The following is a 603-nucleotide window of genomic DNA, read 5'->3' on the forward strand; positions in this document are numbered from 1 at the left end:
CAGAGCTGAGCAGCTAGCATACGTAATCTATACCTCAGGCTCTACCGGTACACCTAAAGGTGTCATGGTTGAACATCAGAGTGTCACAGCATTATGCAGTTGGCACACGAAAGCTTTCAGTGTTGATAGTAGCTCTATAGGTACACAAACAGCGAATATTGCATTTGATGCCTCTGTGTGGGAAATATGGCCTTATCTGTTATCTGGCGGATGCATTGTTCAACTCAACAGCGCAAGATTGTTGGATATTGATGAGTTGCCAAACTATCTTAACGTTAAAGGTGTTACACACTGTTTTCTCGTAACACCATTAGCGCTGCAATTTCTAAATAGCAAAGGTGTGCCTTCGAGTCGATTACGATTTCTTTTAGTCGGAGGAGATGCGTTACCTAACCTTAAATTTAAAAACCTCTCGTTTTCTTTAATAAACAACTACGGGCCAACAGAAAGCACAGTTGTTGCGACTTCAGGTCAAGTAGACCTTGCGTCTAGAAACACTAATATTGGTAAGCCGATTGATAATAGTAGTGCATACGTGCTAGATGCCAATCAACAGCAAGTCCCCATTGGCGTTACAGGTGAGCTATATGTCGGCGGTGCTGG

1 protein-coding gene is annotated in these 603 nt (G+C 43.0%); it reads left to right on the forward strand.

The annotated features are described in order from the left end of the window. Positions 1 to 603, forward strand: a 603-nt coding sequence (locus tag Q4489_RS18245) for an AMP-binding protein (protein ID WP_303483393.1), incomplete at both ends; no start/stop codon positions are given.

It is taken from the genome of Thalassotalea sp. 1_MG-2023 (assembly GCF_030546745.1).
Lineage (GTDB): Bacteria > Pseudomonadota > Gammaproteobacteria > Enterobacterales > Alteromonadaceae > Thalassotalea_C.